Origin of the sequence: Sabulibacter ruber (assembly GCF_017355955.1) — a bacterium.
Classification (GTDB): Bacteria; Bacteroidota; Bacteroidia; order Cytophagales; family Hymenobacteraceae; genus Nibribacter; species Nibribacter ruber_A.
On the sequence record NZ_JAFFID010000002.1, the window covers coordinates 371,092 to 387,046 of the forward strand.

The following is a 15,955-nucleotide window of genomic DNA, read 5'->3' on the forward strand; positions in this document are numbered from 1 at the left end:
GTAAATCCGTTTTAGTGTTGTTTTTAGAAAAAGAGCACAAAAATGGTATATTGAACAAAGGCAGAATACGTTAAGGGAGAATAGCTTAGCTGGAGACTACCATGAAGAGAAAGTTATTGTTGATTTGGCTTGTGGCAATAGGCGGTCTGGGCATGACCATACCCCAAGGCATGGCGCAGGGTACCCCAGAGCAAATGGCATTAGCCAAGGAATACCTGCGGCAAAGCGACTATGCCAAAGCCGAGGCGTTGTTCAGTAAACTCATTGAGCAGGACGTGCAGTTTGGCTTAGTCTACCCAGATTACCTCAAGACCCTGCTGGCGCTGCGCAACTATAAAGAAGCCGAGAAACTGGTAAAACGCGCCCAAAAGAAATATCCGGCGGTGCCAGCGTATGTGGTAGACGAGGGACGGGTGCTACAGGCCGGGGGGAATAATGCCGCTGCCGAAAAGAAATGGACGCAGTTGGTGCAGACAACTACCCCCGAGAACGTGTACGGCGTAGCCAGTGCTTTTCAGCAAGCCGATATGCTAGACTACGCAGAGCAAGTGTACCTACGGGCCAGGCAGTTAAGCGGAAGCGAAAAGAACTTCGCGGCCCAGCTGCTGCAACTCTACGCCTACCAACGCAAGACCGACCAATTGGTGGAGGAAGTGCTGCGCCAGGTGAAAAGCAGTGCCGTACCGCTGACCTATGCCCAGAACATGCTGCAGAATGCCCTCCGGGACGATGAGGCTCTTTCTATGCTGGAGCAGCGGTTGATGACCGCCGTACAAGCCGATCCTGATGCCACTGCCGTGCAGGAACTGTTGATCTGGACCCTGCTGCAGCGTAAGGATTTCGGGCCGGCGCTGTTGCAGACCCGCGCCTTAGACCGGCGCACCCAGGGCGGAGGCTCCCGGGTGCTTTCCCTCGCTGACATCAGCTTACGCAATAAAGACTACGCTACGGCCATTGAAGGCTATACTTATGTAATGCAGCAGTACCGCACCGGGGAGTTGTACCCCATTGCGCGGCAACGCATCATCCAGGCCCGGGAAGAGCAGGTGAAAAATACCTTCCCCATTGATAAAGAGAAAATAAGGCTGCTGGCGCAGGAGTACGAGAACCTCATTCAGGAACTGGGCCGCAACGACCGCACCGCCGAAGTCATCAAAGAACTAGGCGAGCTGCAGGCCTTTTACCTGGATGCCCAGGAACCGGCCATCAAGAACTTGCAGGAAGCGATAGACATGCCCCGGGCAAACCCGAACATTGTAGCCGAAGCCAAACTGGTTTTGGCCGATGTGTACCTGCTGCGTGGTGAGCCGTGGGAGAGTACCTTGCTGTACAGCCAGGTAGAGAAATCGCACAAGGAACAGCCGCTGGGCTACGAGGCCAAACTCCGAAACGCCCGCCTCAGTTACTACAAAGGCGATTTCGTGTTGGCCCAAAGTCACCTGGATATTCTGAAGCTGGCCACCAGCCGTGAGATCGCCAATGATGCCCTGGATCTGAGTTTGCTTATCATTGACAACACGGGTTTAGATACCTCTGCGGCGGCCCTCAAAGAATACGCAGCCATAGATTTCCTGGTGTTTCAGCATAAATACCCCGAGGCACTGGCTTCCCTGGACAAACTGCTCACCAAGTACCCCGGCCACAGCCTCACCGATGAAATCTATTTCCAGAAAGCCGAGTTGCTGCACCAGATGGGCCAATTCCCCGAGGCCGCCCAGAACCTGCAGCTGATCATCGACAACCCCAAATATGACATCCTCTCAGACGATGCGCTGTTCCTGCTGGCTAAACTGAACGAGGAAAACCTGAACCAGCCGGTAAAAGCGCAGGAACTGTTCAATCAGTTACTGGTCAAGCATCCTGGCAGTGTGTTTGTGGCCGAGGCCCGGAAGCGGCTCAGAAAACTACGCGGAGATAAGGTATAAAGCCAGAAAGAAGAAAGCCGGTGTTTTAAGCCTGTTTATGGAAAATCAAGCTTAAAACACCGGCTGCTTTTTAGAACCGTCTTATTTCACCACAATGGCAGGATTTGCCTCCTGAAGCGCTTTCAAAAAAATCTCCTTCTCTGCCGGGGAGAAATAGATCTCATCCCACTTGTTGTAGCGCACCACCAGGCCCTTAAACCCCAGCGCCGGCCGTATGCCAGACCACAGATACTTGTTCAGCGCTACTTCTCTTATCTGCTGAATGGGGATAGTGCCATGGATGGGTCCGCTTCTATAGTGAAGCATTTCGCCGGAGATGCGGTAGTACGTGGAAAACCAGATCCAGAGAAGGAGGCTACTAACCAATACCGTGAAGATCCCCAGTGCTATCTTCCCAAGAAGGGGCATAGAACTTTGTAACTCCTGCACCAGGACCACCAGCATAAGGAGCGTAGCACCCCAGATTGCCAGAGTACTCACCCAGCTTTTAGAGGAAGGGAACGTTACAGTCGCCATCTTGGGAGGTTTGTCTAAGGTAAAAACAATCCACCGGTGGTCTGCCTTTTTTGGCCTGATTTCTCCAAAGGAGGACTAAAACGTTAGTCCCGGAAGAAGATGAACAGAATGGCCAGGAACAGGAAGAAAGACAAATACATAAGAATGTCTACCATTCCGTAGTCTTTGTATTTGCGGTAAATCTCTTTTAATCTTTTCACGGAACTGAGCTAATTAGAAGGTCTGCTTTTTTAAAAACAGGAAGTGCTAAGAAGGAGTGCCCGGTTCTGTCACAGATTTTGTATTTTTGCAACCTCTTCACCACAGATTAAGCCGCAGCAACACCGATGCAGAAACGATGGGTAGTAAAGGAAGCGCCGGACGCCGCAAAAGTACAGAATATAACCGATAGCCTGAACATCAGCCGCCCTTTGGCGGGCATTCTTTGTCAGCGGGACATCTGCACTTTTGACGAGGCGAAAGCTTATTTCCGTCCCTCGTTGGAGCACCTCCATGACCCGTTCCTGTTGAAGGACATGGACAAGGCCGTGAACCGCTTAATTGAAGCCCTGCACCGCCAGGAACGCATTGTCATCTACGGCGATTATGACGTAGACGGCACCACCTCGGTGGCCTTGGTGTACAGCTTTTTGCAGCCCTATTTCGAGGGCCGGATTGAGTACTACATCCCAGACCGCTACGCCGAAGGGTACGGCGTTTCCTTCAAAGGCATAGACTGGGCCCAGGAACACGGCTACAGCCTGATTATCTCTCTTGACTGCGGTGTAAAATCCATTGACAAGATTGCCTACGCCAAGGAAAAAGGCATTGACTTCATTGTCTGTGACCACCACCTACCCGATGACCAGCTGCCCCAGGCGGTTGCCGTGCTGGACGCCAAACGTTCCGATTGCCCGTATCCTTACAAAGAGCTGTCTGGCTGTGGCGTGGGCTTCAAGTTCATGCAGGCGTTCTGCCAGCAGCAAGGCATTGACGAAGAGCCTTTGTTCCAGTTATTGGACCTGGTAGTGGTAAGCATCGCCGCTGATATAGTGCCTATTACCGGCGAGAACCGCATTCTGGCCTACCACGGCCTCAAACGCATGAACAGCGGAGCACCGCTTCGGCCCGGGCTGGAAGCCCTGAAAGAACTGGCTGAGCTACGCAGTGAGTTAGACATCACGCAGATTGTCTTCGGTTTTGCGCCGCGCATCAACGCCGCCGGCCGCATGGGCGATGCCAAAGACTCAGTGGCCATGCTGCTGGCCAAAACCAAGGAGGAAGCCTTTGAGAAGGTACAGAAAATCAATCTGTCCAACTCGGCGCGCCGGGGGCATGACACCAGCATCACCAAAGAAGCGCTGCAGATGATTGAGGAAGATGATTTTCTGCGCAGCGCCCGCTCTACGGTCTTGTTCAAGGAAAGCTGGCACAAAGGCGTGGTGGGCATTGTGGCCTCCCGCTGCATTGAGAAATACTACCGCCCTACCATCATCCTCACAGAATCAAACGGCAAAGCCACCGGCTCGGCCCGCTCGGTGCACGGGTTTGATGTGCACCAGGCTATCCTGGCCTGCTCTGATTTGCTGGACCAATTTGGCGGGCACATGTACGCCGCCGGGTTAACCTTGCCCGTGGAGAACGTGCCGGCCTTTAGAGAGCGCTTTGAGCAGATCGTGTCCAGCACCATTCTGGAAGAACAACTGGTGCCCATGGTGGAGATTGACATGCCGCTGGATTTTTATCAAATCAGACAAGGCTTCTTCAATATCCTGAAACAGATGGAGCCGTTCGGGCCGGGGAATATGGCGCCCGTGTTCATGAGCACCTGCGTGTATGACACCGGTTCTGCCCGCGTGGTAGGCGATTCTCATCTGAAACTGCGCCTCACCCAAGACGGAGAAACCTCGTTCGATGCCATTGCCTTCGGGATGGCCGAGTATTATCCGCGCATCCAGAAAGGAATACCGTTTGATGTGTGTTACTGCATTGAGGAGAACGTTTTCCGCGGGAACGTGACCCTGCAATTGCGCATCAAAGACATTCGGTTTGCCTAAAAGTAAATCCTGATAGTTTCTGCTAAAACTCTGCTGTCAGCGCAGGAGCGTTTTGGACCTGTTTTCCGGAAAACAGGTGTCTTCACCAGCCAATAAGGAGTTAAGCGAAGGTGATTCGCGTTAGCTTGTGGCCCTGCCTTTTGCATCCCTGTCCAGCGTAGAGCTTTTCTCCTGAGAAAGGGGAGAGGCGCGTGTAGTTCTCTGCCGCAAAACCTGTAACTTACAGCTTGCTACCTAATTACAAACAACCTACTTCTAACATGAACCCCAAATTTCTATTGGTGGGGCTTTTACTGAGTGCCGGTGCCCTCACGGCGCAGGCCCAAACCCCGGCCAAGAAACCCCTGACCCACGAGGTGTACGACTCCTGGAAAAACATTGAGGCCGATTCCCTTTCCAATGATGGCAAATTCCTGCTCTACGCCGTGAATCCGCAGGAAGGCGACGGCACTTTGTTTCTGCGGGATTTATCTAAAAATACCCATAAAACCTTCCCCCGAGGCTATAAGAGCGCGTTCACTTGTGACAGTAAGTTTGCCATCTTTCAGATCAAGCCCGCTTACGCCGCTACCCGCCAGGCTAAACTCAAAAAGAAAAAGCCCGAGGAAATGCCCAAAGACTCCCTGGCTATTCATGATGTAAGCAAGGGAAGCACGCAGTACGTGGCGCGGGTGAAAGCCTTCAAACTGCCTAAATCTAGCGGAGAGTGGCTGGCCTACCAGTTAGAGACTCCTTTGGCTACTAAAGCCCCAAAAGATACTGCCGCTGCCAAAGCAACTCCGGCCGCGGGCAAACCAGCCGGCAAGGCCACGGGCAGCAACGCATCCAAGAAAGAAGAGGGCACCGAGTTGGTGTTGCGCCACTTGCCCACTGGCCAGGAATACCGGTTTGACCGGGTCACTGATTTCCTATTCTCAGACAAAGGCAACAGGCTGTTCTTTGTAAAAGCCGAGAAAGACGCGCAGCACAAAGCCGGGGTCTTCGCTTTTAACACGGCCTCGCGCAAGATTATGCCCGTAGACAGCGGCCGCGTAACGTACAAGAACCTGGTGGCTGACAAAGCCGGCGAGCAACTGGCGTTTGTGGCCAGCAAAGACAGCACTGGCAAAGAGCTGCGCTATTTCCAGCTGCTGCACTGGGTAGCCAAAGACAACAAAGCCAAAGTGCTGGCCGATACCGCTTACAAAGGCATGCCGGCCAAGTGGATGGTGAGCGAGCACGCCCAGCTGGGCTTCTCTGACAAAGGCGACCGCCTGTTCTTCGGGACGTTCCCGCGCCCCACGCAGTACGAGAAAGACACCACCAAACTGGACGAGGAGAAAGTAAGCCTGGACGTCTGGACCTACCGTGACCCGCTCATTCAACCCATGCAGATGAAGCAGCTGGAGCGCGAGCAGAAGCGTTCGTTTTTGGCTCTTTATGACTTAAAAGGCAAGAAAATGGTGCAGCTGGCTACCCCCGAGATCCCCGATGTAGCCCTGAACCCCGGCCGCACGTCAGACGTGGCCGTAGGAACCAGCAGCGTGAATTACCTGCTCAGCGTGGGGTATGATTCGCCCTCCAGGCAGGATGCCTGGCTCATCGATCTGAAGGATGGCAGCCGTAAACTGGCCGTGAAAGACACCCGCGGCAACCCCAGATTATCGCCTGCCGGCAAATACCTGTACTGGTACGAACCATCGGACAGTTCCTGGAAAGCCATGGCAGTGAAAGCCAGTACCCCGGCGAACCTGACCAAAAAGCTGAAGGTGTCGTTCTACGATGAGCAGAACGACATGCCCGCCCTGCCCGACGACTACGGCCTCACCGGCTGGACCAAAGACGATGCTTACCTGCTGGTAAACGACCGTTACGACATCTGGCGCCTGGACCCATCCGGCAAAGCCCAGGCCGTGAACATCACCGATGGCTATGGCCGCCAGAATAACCTGCAGTTCCGTTACCTAAGCCTGGACCCTAGCCAGCGCGTGGTGCCGTCTGAAGAGAAACTGCTGCTGCGTACGCTCAACCTGAGAACCAAAGACGCCGGCTTCTACACCGATTACGTGACCGAAGCGGGAGCTCCGCAGAAGGTAATGATGGAGCCATACAGCTTCACGGGCGTTCGTAAAGCCAAAGACAATGACCGCCTCATCTTCCGGAAGGCAAGTTTCAGGGAGTTTTCAGATGTGTGGGTGACCAACACCAACTTCAACGCGCCGCAGAAGATCAGCAACGCCAACCCGCAGCAGAGCGAATACCTGTGGGGCAGCGTGGAGCAAGTAGACTGGAAATCAGCGGACGGGATTCCGTTGGAAGGGCTGTTGTTCAAACCAGAGAACTTTGATGCCAGCAAGAAATACCCCATGCTGGTGTACTTCTATGAGCGCAACGCCGAGACCCTGCACAATTACCGGGCCCCCGCGCCAAGTGCCTCTACTATCAATATTCCACTGTTCGTGAGCCAGGGCTATCTGGTGTTTGTGCCAGACATTGTGTACAAAGACGGTTATCCTGGTGAGAGCGCTTACAACTGCATTGTGCCGGGCGTGCAGAGCCTGGTGGCCAAAGGATTTGTGGACGAGAAGAACATGGCCATCCAGGGACAGAGTTGGGGCGGTTACCAGGTGGCTTATCTGGTGACGCGGACCAACCTGTTCAAAGCTGCCATGGCCGGGGCTCCGGTGAGCAACATGACCAGTGCCTACGGCGGAATCAGGTGGGAGAGCGGCATGAGCCGTCAGTTCCAGTATGAGCGCACGCAGAGCCGCATTGGCGGTACCCTGTGGGAGAAACCCATGCAGTACATTGAGAACTCGCCGCTGTTCTACGCTCCCAAGATTGAAACGCCGCTCCTCATGATGGCTAACGACAACGACGGCGCCGTGCCGTGGTATCAGGGCATTGAGATGTTCATGGCGATGCGCCGTTTGAACAAGCCAGCCTGGTTACTGGTGTACAACGGCGAGGCGCACAACCTTATGCAGCGCAAGAACCGCAAAGACCTCTCGGTACGCATGTCGCAGTTCTTTGACCATTACCTGAAAGGAGCCCCAGAACCGGCCTGGATGAAGAAAGGCGTGCCTACCCTAGTGAAAGGCAAAGAATACGGCCTGGAGCTGATTGAGGAACCGGCCACCACTACGCCAACACCGGGCCAGCAGCCCGCTACCAATCCAGTTACTCAGCCATCGGCTCAGAAATAAGTTTCAAGGCTGATTTCCTGGAAATACCCTTAAAACGCCCGGCTTCTGAAAAAGAGGCCGGGCGTTTTGCTTTTAGGTGGCGAAGCAACAATCCGTATGAGAAACGGGTAGAAGCAAGATCATCAACGGAAATTCCCATGTCAGAAACTGCCCCAGAAGATAGAAACATAGGAGCCGCCATCACCAACAGCCTGAACCAGAATGCCTCCATCCGAAACATCTTTGGTGAGCCTATAGAAACTCAGGGCAAAACCATTATTCCCGTAGCCCAGCATGTTATGGGCTTGGGCGGCGGCTACGGGCAGGGCAAAAAGAATGAAGAAGCAGATAATACCCAGGGAGAGGGAGCCGGGGCAGGAGCAGGGCTGTACACCATTCCTAAAGGGGTGTTTGAGATCACAGCCAAGAAAACCCGGTTTGTGCCATTGTACTCGCCGCAATCGTTTCTGTTGGGAACGGCTATAGGTTTATTGACCGGCTGGTTGCTTACAAGAAAAGCGAAGGGCTGACTTCCAGTTAACAACTCTCAAAGAGAGAGCCGCGTGTTGTTTCGGGCGTAAATTCTGGAAAACAGGCCTAAAACGGCTATTCGTTCTGTGCCATCACCCCGTTTGAGGCGGGCAGCGCTGGCACGCAGAAAGTGTTAAGCGCCGCCACATCACCGTAGAACCAGTTCACGTCTACCGGTTGCTCAATGCCTTTCACAATACCCTTTTCTGAATACTGCCAGAAAGCCATTTTGTCTTTAGAGTGCAGGATGGGCTCAGCGTTCTGGTACCGCGCAATCCAGAAATGGTAGCCCGGGAAATGACCTTTCAGTTTCTGGTCATAATACTTCTGGTAGGTGTAGATGATGGGCTTTACGCCGTAGTGGGCCTCAATACCGGTAAGCCACTTGCGGATATCGGTGCGCAGTTGGGCATCTGGCACTTCATGGGCAATGGTTTCCACGTCCAGTACCGGGGCCAGATCACCAGGTTGCAAGGTTACCGTGCGTTTGAAATGCTCTAATTGCTTTTCCACGCTTACCCAGGGCAAATAAAAGTGGTAGGCGCCGCGTTTAATGCCTTGCTGCCGGGCATGTTCCCAGTTGCGCTCAAAGTAAGGGTCTTTCAGGTAATCGCCCTCGGTGGCTTTCATGAAGGCGAAATGGATATTAGACTCTTTCACGTGTTCCCAGTTCACCTCTTTCTGGTAACGGGACACATCAATTCCATGCAAATAGGAAGGACCATTGGCACTCCATAAGAAGAGACAGCAACTGAATAAGGCAGCCGTCACAGCCGCACGAAAACCTGATTTTCTTGGTAGCGAGAACATTGAAGGACTTACATGGAAGAAAGAGTAGTAAAAGTTAGAAGTAAATGCGCATTTCTGCAAGCGATGTTTAATAAATGCAATTAAGTTGTTTCTTAAGTTCAACGGTAAAGCATAACCTAATTAACAGAACCACGTAGCTGAACCTCTTTTGGTTAACCGTACCACATCTGAGGTTTATTCCTTAATTTTAGACGATGATTTTACGTTCCGAAAACCTATTCAAAAAATATAAGTCTCGCACGGTAGTAAACGATGTGAGTGTGGAAGTAAACCAAGGAGAGATTGTAGGGCTTCTGGGGCCAAACGGTGCCGGGAAAACTACTTCTTTCTACATGATTGTGGGGCTGGTGAAACCCAACTCTGGGCGTATTTTCCTGGACCAGGAAGACATCACAGAACTGCCTATGTACCGCCGTGCCAAGAAAGGCGTGGGCTATCTGGCGCAGGAAGCATCGGTGTTCCGCGACCTGACGGTGGAAGAAAACATCATGTCGGTGCTGGAGATGACCAATAAAAGCAAGCAGGAGCGCCGCGAGAAAGTAGAGGAGCTGCTGGAGGAATTCTCGCTCACGCACGTGCGCAAAAACAAAGGCGTGGTATTGTCTGGGGGCGAACGCCGCCGTACCGAGATTGCCCGGGCCTTGGCCGTTGATCCCCATTTCGTACTTCTGGACGAACCTTTTGCCGGGGTAGACCCTATTGCGGTGGAGGAAATCCAGAGCATCGTGGCCAAGCTAAAGACTAAGAACATCGGCATCCTCATCACAGACCACAACGTAAACGAAACCCTTTCCATCGTGGACCGCGCCTATCTGCTGTTTGAGGGTAAGATCCTGAAATCTGGCACCGCAGAGGACCTAGCCGCCGATGAGCAGGTGCGCCGCGTGTACCTGGGCAAGCACTTTGAGCTGAAACGGAAGGTTTAGCAGATTGCTGATTATGCTTCTTTCAGGCTCTTTTCTTTTGTCATCCTGAAAGGATCTTGTGGGCGAACTAGAAAGGCTTCTTGTCAGCGTAATCACCGTTTGCTGCCAAGATGCTTTCAGGATGACCATATGGGAATATACTGCCTTAGCAAGCACAAAAGGCAGAACCTTGATTACCCAAGAACAGTACAAGCACTTGTTCTTCAACATAAGCAGATCACTTGCCTTGCCAAATCATGCCTTTAGAACTTTCTAAAAGGCATCCGGGAAGCGTAAAGGTCAAAACAATCAACAACCAACAACTAACAATCAGATAGTGGAGATAATCAATTCGCTTGTGACGTGGGTAATGAAGAAGAGGATTCACCAGATAGACCTCTTCCGGAAATACCCGCATGATGTTCAGAACGAATTGTTTACGAACCTCATCAACACTGCCAGAAATACCGAGTGGGGTCAGAAATACGGCTACTCAGACCAGTTAAGCGTGCGGGAGTTTCAGGAGCGGGTGCCCATCAGCTCCTATGAAGACCTGTACCCGTGCATTGAGCGCGTAATGCGGGGCGAGCAGAATGTGCTGTGGCCCAGTAAAGTAGAGTGGTTTGCCAAATCATCAGGTACTACCAACGCGCGCAGCAAATACATTCCCGTTACCCCAGAGGCGCTGGAAGACTGTCACTACAAGGGTGGCAAAGACATGCTGTCCATCTACGTGAACAACTACCCAGATACCAAGGTCTTCTCGGGTAAAGGACTCTCTATTGGCGGCAGCCACCACCCAAACGAGTTTAATTCAGATACCCGCTGCGGCGATGTCTCGGCGGTAATCATGCAGAATCTACCCATCTGGGCCGAGGCTATGCGTACGCCGCCGCTCAAAGTGGCCCTCATGGACAAGTGGGAAGAGAAAATAGAGAAGATGGTGGAAATCACCGTCAAGGAAAACGTGACCAGCCTCTCCGGCGTGCCCACCTGGACCTACGTGCTCCTTAACCGCATTCTGGAGGAAACCGGTGCCAAAGACATCACCGAAGTGTGGCCTAACCTGGAGTTGTTCACCCACGGGGCTGTGGCGTTTGGGCCGTACCGGGAGCTGTTCCGCCAGTTGATTCCTACCGAGAAGATGAACTACCTGGAGGTGTACAATGCCTCGGAAGGCTTCTTCGGGATACAGGACGAGCCTAGCCTCAAAGATGAGATGCTCCTGATGCTGGATTATGGAGTGTTCTATGAGTTTATTCCGGTAGACCAGATGGACGAGTCAAACCCCAAAGTGCTCACTTTAGACCAGGTAGAACTCGGCAAGAACTACGCGCTGATTATCTCTACCAATGCCGGGTTGTGGCGCTACAAAATAGGTGATACCGTTAAGTTCACGTCCTTAAATCCTTACCGCATCAAAATATCAGGTAGAACCAAGCACTTCATCAATGCTTTTGGCGAAGAGGTGGTTGTGGAGAACGCTGAGACTGCCATCACCAAGGCATGTGAAGCCACCGGGGCCACCATCACTAACTTCACGGCCGCGCCTATCTATTTTGAAGGCAAAAGCAAAGGCGGCCACCAATGGGTGATTGAGTTCTCCCAAGCACCTTCCAGCCTGGAGCGCTTTACAGAGGTGCTGGACCAGACGCTGCGCACCGTCAACTCAGACTATGACGCCAAACGCCAGAAGGATCTGGCCTTACAGGCTCCTTTAATCACCGTGGCGCCGGCTGGGGCTTTTATGAAATGGCTCCAGCACAAAGGAAAACTGGGAGGCCAGCACAAAGTACCGCGCCTCTCCAACACCCGCGAGTACCTGGAGGAGATTCTGGCGGTAAACCATTTGTAATTGCCAGAGAACAAGCTCTACTTACGCACTACCACCAGCGTTTAGCGCCTGTTTTCCCAAAAGCAGGGTAGAAGCAGCGCATCAAGGATTTGGGCCGATAGTCTGCCGGATTTTACCTGATTTCAGAAAATCACCCTCATAACGGTTGCTGCGGTATATCTAAAGGATGTGCCTATGCAACCGGCGCTTTGCCTTTATATCCATATTGCATTTAATAATGATAGTATATAGATAATTAAATAAATATTTTATCTTTATTCTATCTAACGCAAATCCCGGAGCAGTGTCGCTCATTTTTTGAGGCGCAAGTAGCCTGTAGCTGCTATCAAGTAATCCCAGATCCAAGGTGCCGGCTTATACGTGGCCGGAGAAGCCAGTACGGTTCATCAGGAAGGTTCCCCACCATTTCTAGAATCCATTCATAGAACACCCAATGCAGGGTTCCGGCTAAGGAACTCCTGTGCGGCGGGACCTATTTGTTTCTCCAACCTAAACCCATAGAAGCCATGAAAAGAGTTCTTATTCTTCTGTGTACAGCCGCTTTTTTCTATAGCTGCGAGAACAAACCTCAGGAAAGCACCACAACGGAGGCAGGTATGGTCAGTGCGGTCACCCAATCGGCCACGCAGCCTATGGCAATGAGCCAGGAAGCCCTGAAAGAGCGAGGGGAGTATCTGGTCACTATTGGAGCCTGCAACGACTGCCATTCGCCCAAACTGGCTCCTACAGACAAGATACCACCCATGACGGCAGATCCTGACCGGTTGTTGTCTGGCCACCCCGCATCTGCTAAACTTGCTCCCATACCTAAAGACGCGGGGAAAAGCGGATGGGTCATGTTCAGTATGGACAATACGGCAGCGGTAGGCCCCTGGGGTGTTTCTTTCTCGGCGAACCTGACTCCAGACCCTACCGGCATAGGGAACTGGACCCTGAATAACTTCAAGAAGGCGCTCAGGGAAGGGAAATACAAAGGAATGGATAATACCAGACAACTGCTTCCGCCCATGCCCTGGCCCCATTACCGCAACATGAAAGACGAAGACGTAGAAGCCATCTTTACGTACCTCAAGTCTATCAAACCCGTGAAGAACGTGGTGCCCGCGCCAATTCCACCCTCGGCTTGATTTCCTGAAAAAAACAAAGGCAGAAGGCTGCTGGAGCCTTCTGCCTTTGTTTTAAGGTTGATTTGTGAAAAGGAGGGGTATTCCCCGCCACAAGCGCTATTCCAGGAAACTGCTCAGCAAACCACCTTCTTTGTTGGAATTTCCGCCGTACGGCATCAAGGCCTGGATCAGTTTCTTCACTGGCATAGATTGGATCCAGACGCGGCCGGTTCCTCTCAAGGTAGCCAGGAAAAGACCTTCGCCGCCAAACACCATAGAACGCAGCCCTCCGGCCCGTTGAATATCAAAATCGATCCCGTTTTCATAGGCTACCACGCAGCCGGTATCAATGCGCAGGGTCTCGTTGTGCAGATGGCGCTCAATAACGGTACCACCCGCGTGGATGAACGCTAAGCCATCGCCCTGCAAGCGCTGCATGATGAAGCCCTCGCCCCCGAAGAAGCCAGCGCCCAGCCGTTGGTTGAAGTGCAGGGCGATCTTGGTGCCCAAAGCCGCCGCCAGAAAGCCGTCTTTCTGCACAATGAGTCCGTTGGGGAACTCTGCCAAGTTAATAGGCATGATGGTGCCCGGGTAAGGCGCCGAGAAGCCTACTTTGGCTTTGCCGTACCCGCGGTGGGTGAAGTGTGTCATGAACAGAGACTCACCGGTAATCATGCGGCTCCCCGCTTGCATCAGCTTCCCGAAGAAGCCTGAACTGGGGTTGGAGCCATCGCCCATTTTGGTTTCAAACTGAATGCCGTCTTCCATGAACACCATGGCGCCGGCCTCGGCGATCACGGTTTCCTGCGGGTCCAGTTCTACTTCCAGTACCTGAATGTCTGAGCCGTAAATGCGGTAGTCTACTTCGTGGGATCTCATAAGAGTTTAGGTTTATTTTTTCTTGGGCTTGGGCCCCGACGGGTCCTCACCTTTGCCGGTGAAGTCGTCGTCCTCTTCATCGTCTAAAGATGTCCCATTTTTGAAGAAATCCTCCTCGTTCTCTTCCTCATCCACGGTTTCCTCAATAGGGAATTCCTCTTCTTCTTCCTGGGGCCGTTTCTTGCCCTGGTCGCCCACCAGTTTCTTGTCGGTGACGTTGCGGTCCAGGAAGGCGTTCAACTGGTCAATGTTGAAGTTAGAGGTAATATCGCCTAAGGGATTGATCTTGATTTCAAAGCCTTCCAGCTCTGGGTGTACCTTTGCTTTTCTTTCTGGCTTGTTTTCTTTTTTGTCTTTATCTGCCTTTTTCTTCGCCATGGTAGTAAACGTTGCACCAGGCCCAACCAAGAAAGCGGCCCGGTTTGTTCTTTTTTACTACAAACGGGAAATCCGGCAGAAGGATAAACGAATTAAAAAGAAACCGCCCTCTTAAGCAAGCAACAAGGGCTTATTTAAAACGGCGGTTTTACCATGAAGTGCAGGAAAAGCGTTTCAGGGCTGTTTTGCCTAAATCAGCCCTGAAACGTGCTCTATGGAAAGCGGAGCTTAAGCGGCGTACTGGGCCAGTCTGCTCAATGCGGCGTCAATGCGCTGCTCGGTTTCCTCTTTCCCGATGATCTCAATAATAGCCATCAAGTCCGGTCCGGCTTCTACGCCGGTCAACGCGATACGCAAGGCTTGCATCACCTGACCTATTTTGAGGCCGTTTCTTTCCAGAACCTGTAAAAGCAGGGCTTTCACGGTGTCGGCGTTGAAATCAGAAAGAGTTCCCAACTCATTTCTGAATTGCTCAAACGCACCAGCGGCGGCGGCAGACCATTTCTTGGCGGCTACCTGCTCATTGTACTGCGTAGGGGCCACAAAGAAGTAAGACGCTTCTTTCCAGAAATCCTGCGGGAAGGTCACGCGCTCTTTCATGAGGCTCACAATCTTCTCGGCGCGCTCTTCAGAGCAGTCAATGCCTTGCTCGGGCAGGGCGGCCAGCAGGTACTGGGCCAGCTCGGCGTCTGGTTTGGCGCGCAGGTACTGCTCATTGTACCAGCGGGCTTTCTGGATATCGAAACGGGTACCGGACTTACCGATGCGCTCAATGCTGAAAGCCTCAATCAGTTCGTCCATGGTGAAGAGCTCCTGCTGCGTGCCCGGGTTCCAGCCCAGGAATGCCAGGAAGTTGATGAACGCCTCAGGCAAATAACCGCTCTCGCGGTAACCGCTGGAAACCTCCTGGGTAACCGGATCTACCCAACGCAGCGGGAACACCGGGAAGCCCAGTTTATCGCCGTCGCGCTTGCTCAGTTTGCCATTGCCGTCTGGTTTTAGGAGCAAAGGTAAGTGCGCAAACTCCGGCATGGTGTCTTCCCAACCCAAATAGCGGTACAGGAGCACGTGCAGCGGCGCGCTGGGCAACCATTCCTCGCCTCTGATCACGTGGGTGATGCCCATGAGGTGGTCATCCACAATGTTGGCCAGGTGGTAGGTTGGCATGCCGTCTGATTTCATCAGAACTTTATCGTCCAGGGCAGAAGAGTGCACCATCACCCAACCTCTGATGAGGTCTTTCAGCCTTACTTCCTCCTTGCGGGGCACTTTCAGGCGGATGACGTAGGGTTCGCCGCTTTCCAGTCTGCGTTTCACCTCGTCCTCGGGCAGGGTGAGGGAGTTCTTCATGGTGGCGCGGGTGATGGCGTTGTATTGCGGGGTAGCTACTTTGGCGGCCTTGAGGCGGTCGCGCATGGCGTCCAGTTCCTCGGCGGTGTCAAAGGCATAATAAGCATGGCCGGCTTCTACCAGTTGCAGCGCGTACTGCATGTACATGGGCTTGCGCTCAGACTGGCGGTAAGGCGCGTGCGGACCGCCGTGCACCGGGCTTTCATCCAGCTTAATGCCGCACCACTCCAGGCTTTCAAAGATGTATTGCTCTGCGCCGGGCACAAAGCGGGTTTGGTCAGTATCTTCAATGCGCAGCAACATTTTGCCGCCCATCTTCTTCGCGAACAGATAATTATACAGCGCCGTGCGCACCCCGCCAATGTGCAGCGGCCCGGTTGGGCTGGGGGCAAAGCGTACTCGTACTTCTCTTTCCATGTTATATAGGTATTTCAATAGCGGTGCAAAAGTACGGTATTTCAGGCCTTTCTTGAAATTTTACCCTTAAAACCTTACCAGTC

Annotated in this window: 12 protein-coding genes; 7 read left to right on the forward strand and 5 right to left on the reverse strand. The window is 52.8% G+C overall.

All coding sequences use genetic code 11. From position 1 onward, the window contains the following. The first annotated feature begins 101 nt into the window (after nucleotides 1–101). On the forward strand, nucleotides 102–1,925 hold the full coding sequence (locus JT719_RS12905; protein WP_207433747.1) for a tetratricopeptide repeat protein: 1,824 nt from the start codon (nucleotides 102–104) through the stop codon (nucleotides 1,923–1,925). An 81-nt stretch (nucleotides 1,926–2,006) separates the two neighbouring features. Here JT719_RS12905 and JT719_RS12910 read toward each other — a convergent pair whose 3' ends face one another. Continuing rightward, a complete protein-coding gene (locus JT719_RS12910) occupies nucleotides 2,007–2,441 on the reverse strand; it encodes a PH domain-containing protein (protein WP_207433748.1) in 435 nt (144 codons plus the stop codon). A gap of 326 nt (nucleotides 2,442–2,767) precedes the next feature. On the opposite strand from JT719_RS12910, the gene recJ reads away from it, so the two are divergent. From recJ to JT719_RS12925, 3 genes are all read left to right on the forward strand, one after another. Then, a complete protein-coding gene (gene recJ / locus JT719_RS12915) occupies nucleotides 2,768–4,477 on the forward strand; it encodes a single-stranded-DNA-specific exonuclease RecJ (protein WP_207433749.1) in 1,710 nt (569 codons plus the stop codon). A gap of 260 nt (nucleotides 4,478–4,737) precedes the next feature. Next, nucleotides 4,738–7,662: a S9 family peptidase gene (locus JT719_RS12920; RefSeq protein ID WP_207433750.1), complete on the forward strand. Its 2,925-nt coding sequence runs from the start codon at nucleotides 4,738–4,740 to the stop codon at nucleotides 7,660–7,662. A gap of 137 nt (nucleotides 7,663–7,799) precedes the next feature. Next, nucleotides 7,800–8,171: a spore germination protein GerW family protein gene (locus JT719_RS12925; RefSeq protein ID WP_207433751.1), complete on the forward strand. Its 372-nt coding sequence runs from the start codon at nucleotides 7,800–7,802 to the stop codon at nucleotides 8,169–8,171. 76 nt (nucleotides 8,172–8,247) lie between these two features. Here JT719_RS12925 and JT719_RS12930 read toward each other — a convergent pair whose 3' ends face one another. Further along, the gene (locus JT719_RS12930) at nucleotides 8,248–8,883 is read right to left on the reverse strand and encodes a glycoside hydrolase family 25 protein (protein ID WP_207433752.1); all 636 of its coding nucleotides are present in this window, start codon (nucleotides 8,881–8,883) and stop codon (nucleotides 8,248–8,250) included. A 293-nt stretch (nucleotides 8,884–9,176) separates the two neighbouring features. Here JT719_RS12930 and lptB point away from each other — a divergent pair, with 293 nt between their 5' ends. The 3 genes from lptB to JT719_RS12945 all read left to right on the forward strand — a co-directional run bounded on the left by lptB (nucleotide 9,177) and on the right by JT719_RS12945 (nucleotide 12,869). Beyond that, complete coding sequence (gene lptB / locus JT719_RS12935; protein WP_207433753.1) at nucleotides 9,177–9,908, forward strand: LPS export ABC transporter ATP-binding protein; 732 nt, start codon at nucleotides 9,177–9,179, stop codon at nucleotides 9,906–9,908. A 316-nt stretch (nucleotides 9,909–10,224) separates the two neighbouring features. Next, a complete protein-coding gene (locus JT719_RS12940; RefSeq protein WP_479725266.1) occupies nucleotides 10,225–11,742 on the forward strand; it encodes a GH3 auxin-responsive promoter family protein in 1,518 nt (505 codons plus the stop codon). Between the two features lie 506 nt (nucleotides 11,743–12,248). Then, nucleotides 12,249–12,869, forward strand: a complete 621-nt coding sequence (locus JT719_RS12945; RefSeq protein ID WP_207433755.1) for a c-type cytochrome — start codon at nucleotides 12,249–12,251, stop codon at nucleotides 12,867–12,869. A gap of 96 nt (nucleotides 12,870–12,965) precedes the next feature. Here JT719_RS12945 and JT719_RS12950 read toward each other — a convergent pair whose 3' ends face one another. From JT719_RS12950 to gltX, 3 genes are all read right to left on the reverse strand, one after another. Continuing rightward, nucleotides 12,966–13,727 (reverse strand): TIGR00266 family protein, encoded by a 762-nt coding sequence (locus JT719_RS12950; protein ID WP_207433756.1) that lies wholly within the window; start codon nucleotides 13,725–13,727, stop codon nucleotides 12,966–12,968. A gap of 12 nt (nucleotides 13,728–13,739) precedes the next feature. Continuing rightward, nucleotides 13,740–14,105, reverse strand: coding sequence for a hypothetical protein (locus tag JT719_RS12955; protein ID WP_207433757.1), 366 nt, complete (start codon nucleotides 14,103–14,105; stop codon nucleotides 13,740–13,742). A 228-nt stretch (nucleotides 14,106–14,333) separates the two neighbouring features. After that, on the reverse strand, nucleotides 14,334–15,872 hold the full coding sequence (gene gltX / locus JT719_RS12960; RefSeq protein ID WP_207433758.1) for a glutamate--tRNA ligase: 1,539 nt from the start codon (nucleotides 15,870–15,872) through the stop codon (nucleotides 14,334–14,336). Nucleotides 15,873–15,955: the final 83 nt, after the last annotated feature.